Origin of the sequence: Enterococcus gallinarum NBRC 100675 (assembly GCF_001544275.1) — a bacterium.
GTDB lineage: Bacteria > Bacillota > Bacilli > Lactobacillales > Enterococcaceae > Enterococcus_D > Enterococcus_D gallinarum.
The window spans coordinates 1-6,334 of sequence record NZ_BCQE01000042.1 but is presented as its reverse complement, the minus strand read 5'-3'; the positions used below and the strand labels follow the sequence as shown (position 1 = coordinate 6,334).

The 6,334-nt window shown below is 28.0% G+C and carries 5 protein-coding genes and 1 pseudogene; 5 read left to right on the top strand and 1 reads right to left on the bottom strand.

The genetic code is table 11. The features are described from left to right. The coding region (locus tag EG2_RS16815; protein ID WP_174520216.1) for an Ig-like domain-containing protein at nt 1-1,183 on the bottom strand (1,183 nt) is incomplete at its 3' end. Nucleotides 1,184-1,511: 328 nt separating this feature from the next. On the opposite strand from EG2_RS16815, the gene EG2_RS16810 reads away from it, so the two are divergent. The 5 genes and pseudogenes from EG2_RS16810 to EG2_RS16790 form a co-directional block, all read left to right on the top strand. Then, the gene (locus tag EG2_RS16810) at nt 1,512-2,783 is read left to right on the top strand and encodes a DUF3440 domain-containing protein (RefSeq protein ID WP_060815484.1); all 1,272 of its coding nucleotides are present in this window, start codon (nt 1,512-1,514) and stop codon (nt 2,781-2,783) included. Next, a complete protein-coding gene (locus EG2_RS16805) occupies nt 2,780-3,205 on the top strand; it encodes a hypothetical protein (protein ID WP_060815483.1) in 426 nt (141 codons plus the stop codon). The genes EG2_RS16810 and EG2_RS16805 overlap by 4 nt, the downstream gene beginning before the upstream one ends. After that, entirely contained in the window at nt 3,192-3,725 is a 534-nt protein-coding gene (locus EG2_RS16800) for an IbrB-like domain-containing protein (protein ID WP_060815482.1), read from the top strand. The genes EG2_RS16805 and EG2_RS16800 overlap by 14 nt, the downstream gene beginning before the upstream one ends. Before the next feature lie 133 nt (nt 3,726-3,858). Then, nucleotides 3,859-4,326, top strand: coding sequence for a Dps family protein (locus EG2_RS16795; protein ID WP_060815481.1), 468 nt, complete (start codon nt 3,859-3,861; stop codon nt 4,324-4,326). Between the two features lie 1,257 nt (nt 4,327-5,583). Further along, nucleotides 5,584-6,334: pseudogene (locus tag EG2_RS16790) on the top strand (hypothetical protein); the annotation flags it as partial.

The following is a 6,334-nucleotide window of genomic DNA, read 5'->3' as shown; positions in this document are numbered from 1 at the left end:
TTACCGGAGTTTCAGGCTCAGGTGATATCACACTACCGTCACCACTTGCATTTCCATCTGTTAGTTTTACATAATTATCCCAGTACCAGCTAGTATTGCCTAATTGATAAGGAGAGTAACCATACATAACTACTCTAGTAGCAATATCTTTTTTATCTGTATAAGGAGAAGTATATTGAACGACATAAGTTTCGTTATCAATATTGCTCGGAAAACTAATACTAATTTTATTATCATAAAAATCAATATAGCATTGATTAGTCACGTCTTCTAGTGAATCATTTGTAGCAATAGAAAAACTGTCGGTTAGTCTTCCGTCTGATTTTACTTTATAAACTTTTATTTGAGTATTTGTCTTATCGTAGATAATTTCAGAATTATATCCATTTTCTTCTTTTCTTTGATTTCTAATTTCAATACTTTTATTTCCTAAAGTTTGTTTTAAAGAATTGACATAGATAGTATGAGAAAAATTATGGTTATTCAAGTCTACATTAAATATGTTACCAGCACCATTAGCATTATATTGAGGTCCTACATTTTTAGAATAATCCACTAACAGACTCAAATCTTTTTTACTATTGCCTATACTCGCAGTAATAGTTTGATAAGAAGTATTAGTTACTACTTCTGGATCAATAAAGATCGGTAAAGAAATTTTTCCACTAACATTATCATGCTCTGCTACATAATCCGTAAATTCGTATTGAATACGATTAGTATCAATATCGTATTTTCCAGTTGCTATAATTGAATTATCTGGAGCTAAGAGATTAGGCATTGTGACAGAGTTAGCTTCTGTAATTCCATAAAAATTAGCATTTTCACTCAAATCAATATAAAAATAATCTTTTGGATTAACTGAGTCAGGGACTTTGAATGCATAATTTGAAGTTAGCGATTCTGCATTATGTGGAAATATGACTTTCTCTTTATTATTAGATATTGAAATATTAATATTTGTTAATTGATCACTAACATTTTTAGATTGGTCATAATAAGTAGTAGTTACTGTTTCTTCTGCTGAAACAGTATGTAAAGGTATAAAAATAGTAGAACTTAATAATACCCCGCTAAATATGACAATTGATGCAACTCCTGTTTTCAGTCGACTAATTCTCCACTTTTTGATAATTGGATTGCTTTTTAATTCTAATAACTTTTTATTGTTTTTTCCAACCATAAAATTATCCTTTCTACATAATTTATTCGAACGATAAAAATGATCGTTCATTTTTATTATAATAATATTTAATGGAAAAACAAGTTAAAATCATTGTTTGAATAGTAATTCCAATTATTTCTATAATATTTGTTAACTGTAAGATACCACTAGACTAAAATCCATTTTTGTTTTTTTAAGTAAGTATAGTATATAAATTAAAGGTGTTCCTTACATTATTCTATATGATTTGAATACTATAAGAAACAACAATTGATAAAATTATTGACAAAGTTTTTAAAGGTATTACCATTGATATTGAACGCTTATTTTTTTAGGGGGATGAGAAATGAATGTCTTTGATGCTACTTTAAAGAGATTAGAATACATATTTGAAGAATTTGACAAGGTGTATTTTTCATTTAGTGGTGGTAAGGATAGTGGGATAATGGTTCAGTTAGCTAATCTAGTTGCAGAAAAATTAGATAGAAATTTTGATCTATTAATATTAAATATTGAAGCAAATTACACAGCAACTGTTGATTTTATAAAAAAAATTGAACAGTTACCTAGAGTAAAAAATATTTATCATTTTTGCTTACCTTTTTTTGAGGATAACAACACTAGTTTTTTTCAACCTCAATGGAAAATGTGGGATCCAAGCGAAAAAGAAAAATGGATTCATTCTCTTCCTAAAAATGCCATAACTTTGGAAAATATTGATGACGGTTTAAAGAAATATTATTCATTATCAAATGGTAATCCCGACAGATTTCTTCGTTATTTTCAAAATTGGTATAAAGAACAATATCCCCAAAGTGCTGTATCATGTGGTGTAGGTATAAGAGCACAAGAAAGTTTACATAGACATAGTGCTGTTACAAAAGGTGAAAATAAATATAAGAATCGATGTTGGATAAATATAACTTTAGAAGGAAATATTTTGTTTTATCCTTTATTTGATTGGAAAGTTGATGACATTTGGGCTGCAACTTTTAAATGTGGACTAGAATATAATTATATCTATGAGAAAATGTATAAGATTGGATATAAGTACCGGGACATGAGAATATGTCAGCCTTTCGGATTACAACAAAGAAAAGCGTTAAATCAATTTGCTGAACTTGAACCTGAAACATGGGATAAATTAGTAAAAAGAGTAAGTGGAGTTAATTTTGGAAATATATATGGTAAAACTAGTCTTTTAGGATTAAATACTTCTCAAAAACCTTCATTTATGACTTGGCAAAGATATTCTATTTTTTTACTAGAAACATTAGGATTATATTCTCCTCTTTTAATGAATCATTATTACAGAAAGATATGTATTCTTTTTGCTTATTACAAGAATAAATATAATATGGATATCCAAGATATGCCAGATGAATCAAAAAGAAAAGATTGGATAAAAGATGAAAGACTTTGGAATGACTGGAAAGGGATAGCTAAAGCTTTAGAAAAAAATGACTTTGTTTTATCTACTAGAAATTATAGTTTAACGAAAAAAGATGAAGCTGAACTATATGAGATGTTTAAAGAATATAAAGACTTTTTGGGAATAAATCAATTAAAAGGAAAGAGGTACGAAAATATTGTACAAAAAATAGGAGGAATGAAATGAGCGAAATAGATATTAAAGTTTATATACCCCCATACAATAAACAAAATTTTTACAGTTTAATGGGGAAATATTTTGCTGAAAGAGTATATAGAAGAAAATTACCTTATTTAATAAATACACCTAGTACTATTTGGTTTTTGTTAATGAACAAGGAAAGGATAATTGGATTTTCTTCCATCCAAATTTCCAATGAGTTTATTGATATTGGAGATGTTTTTGTTGAAGATGAAAATGACGATACTCGAAAGTATCTATTGGAGAAGGTTTTATTTTTCATAGACAAGAAATGTGAAAGAAAGTGTGTACGAATTTCTTTAAAAAAAGATCAGTACTTAAATAATCTGAAACATTATTGTTTTAAACAATATAGAGAGACAAAGAATTATTTATTTTTTAGGAGAGAAATCAATGAACAAGATTGATATGCCTGTTTTAAATGTAAAAATGGTTCCAGTAGAGAAAATAAAAAGTAATAATTATAACCCAAATCATGTCGCTGAACCTGAAATGGAGCTTTTAGAATTTTCGATTTTAAAAGACGGATATACACAACCAATTGTTTGCTATTATGATGATAAAAAAGACGAATATATTATTATTGATGGGTTCCATAGGTATTTAATTGGAAAAAGCAAACTTGATTTAAAAGAACTTCCTTTAGTTGTAATTGATAAGCCATTGGAGCAAAGAATGTCAAGTACAATTAGACACAATAGAGCTAGAGGGAAACATGAAATAGATAAAATGTCCGAATTAGTTCTACTGCTTGTCAATGAAGGATGGGACGATCATAAAATAGGGAAAGAACTAGGAATGGAAAAAGAAGAAGTTCTTAGATTAAAACAAGTAACAGGGTTGAAAAGTGCCTTTTTGAACCATGAATTTAGTGAATCATGGGATGAATTTGTAAAAAAAAATTATCCTAAACAAAAGGATGAATAAGTGGTAAAGATTTTTATAAACACGATTTTAATATAAACGTTCATTTTATTGTTGACAAGATATATTTGTTATATTAAATTATGTGTAAATCGGAATTATTTCTTTTTAAAAAATTTAAATTAGGAGTGATATTATGAAATTTTGTGAAACAAAAAAAGTATTAAATCAATTGGTAGCCGATTTAAGCGTATTTTCAGTAAGAATACATCAAGTTCATTGGTATATGCGTGGAGAAAGGTTTCTATTTCTACATCCTAAAATGGATGATCTCATGGAGCAAATTAATGATCAGTTAGATGTAATTTCAGAACGACTGATTACACTTGATGGATCTCCGTATTCAACTCTAGAAGAGTTTTTTACAAATTCCAAATTAGAAGAAGAAAAAGGCTCTTGGAATAAAACTATTGATGAACAAATTGATTATTTATTGGAAGGTTATAATTATCTTGTTTCGACATATGAAGAGGGGATTGAAACTGCAGGAAAGGAAGGCGATGACTGTACAGAGGATATTTTTATTGGTTCTAAATCAGAGCTAGAAAAAGAGATTTGGATGTTAAAAGCAGAGTTAGGTAACTCACCTGAGTTAGATAAATAGATACAGAACTTCAAGTGAATGGTTATGATATTTCCTTGTGAATAGGGAGTGTTTTTCAGTGTTTCTATGAATACTATAAGTGAGATTGATAAAAAAACAAAAACATCTAAGGAGAGATTTATTTCTACCTTAGATGTTTTTTCACTAAGTGATCTGTTTCAGTCGATAAATATAAGTGCAGGTAGATTTTAACAACTAATTATATCAAAGAAATAAGTATATAGTACTGTAAAAATATATATTATAAATTATCTTAACAAAGAGTTGATGGGAACATACGCAATCTAATAGTATGTCAGATATGTATATAAAATTAGAAAACTGAGCGAAAGAAACATTGGAAGAATATTTTTTAACTATGCTCTTTTATATCTATATATAATATGAAAATATTATTTGGAGAAATAGATTCTGATGGACTGAGAAAAAGTATAAAAAGCTATAAAAAATATAAAAAGAAAAAATATGCTGATACACGTTGTATCTATTTTCATCCCGAAATTCCCATAAAGTGACAGCATACTTTATTCATTTAATCATGGTATAAGAAGCAGCTATTTCTACTTTTTGAGAACTTAATTTTAAGCTTGCGCTATATTTTTCGCTACAACATTATAAAAAATAAGTTAATATGCTTATTTTTTGCTTTGATAATTCTAATATACATTTTCAGGGGCAACTCCTTCCCCTGAGTTGCCCTTAGAGAGTGATATTGGGATATCCCTGAACCTATTATAGAAATACCAACATCTTAGCTCAACAAATTTGCTTTATATTGCAAAAAATGATCTAAATTATCTCTTTTTTATCTATAGATTATTAAATGTATGGAAGAATTAAAATAAGATAATAAATTTTGGAAAAGAAATCATATTTCAAGTCCTAAGATTAACAACAAAGCTTATTATATATAAATAAAAACTGTTCAAGAATATTTTCTTAAAAATAGTTTTATCTTATTTACAAATATAATAGAACTCAGTGGACTTATTCCCAGATAGTTTTTAGATAACACTGATAGTGAAATGTTGAAGCAAAATTAGCATTGATTACCTGTCTAATTTTAATGTTTTATAGTGAGTCTACCTGAAAATAAAAGTGCCTCATCATAATTGTTTCTTAAAAAATAAACGATCATTTTTATTGAAATTTCCGAAAAATTAATTTATACTTTTATCGAAAAACATTCTAATTTGAATGCTTTTTCTTTTTGTCTATAAAACATGATCGTTCATTTTGTGGTAAGGAGAGATGGGAATGTTTACTAGTTGTAAAGAAAAAAGATTGAAATTTGCAATTAGAAAGAAGAAAGGTGGTGGTGCTGCGTCCTTTATAATTGGCTGTTTAATTTTTGGAAACATATTTCTCAATGGCGCTATTGCTAATGCGTCTAGTATAGAAAATAGTTATGCAATAAGTGGTTTTGGTAATCAGACAAAAGGTGGGTATTTCTTATATAATAAGGGTATTAAAACTGAAAGTGTTATTGATAACCAAGTAGCTTTTTGTTTTGACAAAAACGTTATAGCTAAACTGAATGATCGTGGGTTTTCAAACCCTGGTTATCAATTATACAATGAAAAAGACGAACAACTCTTGAAAGTATATAGTAATGAAAAAATTGATAAAGTAAGAAATATCATGGCTTACGCTTGGGATAATTTTATTACTAAATATCCCTATTTAAATACTTATACAGCCGCTTCTAATGATGATCGTGCTTCTCTTGCCAGAGGAATTAGTCATGCTATTTGGGTAACCTTGGGACAAACAACAGAGAAAAAATCAAGAAGTGATTTAGGTGGCGTAAATACTAATGCTTATAAATTTTATAAAGAAGCTCTAAATTACAAGCCACTTGCAAAAGATATTAACAATTATGATATTAGTTTACTTATTCCAACTGACGACAATAATATTTTGCAGGTAAATGCTTCTCAATCATTAATAACGGTTAAAAAAATCGATCCAGATAAACCAGTAAATCCAGATCCAGAAACTCCAGTAA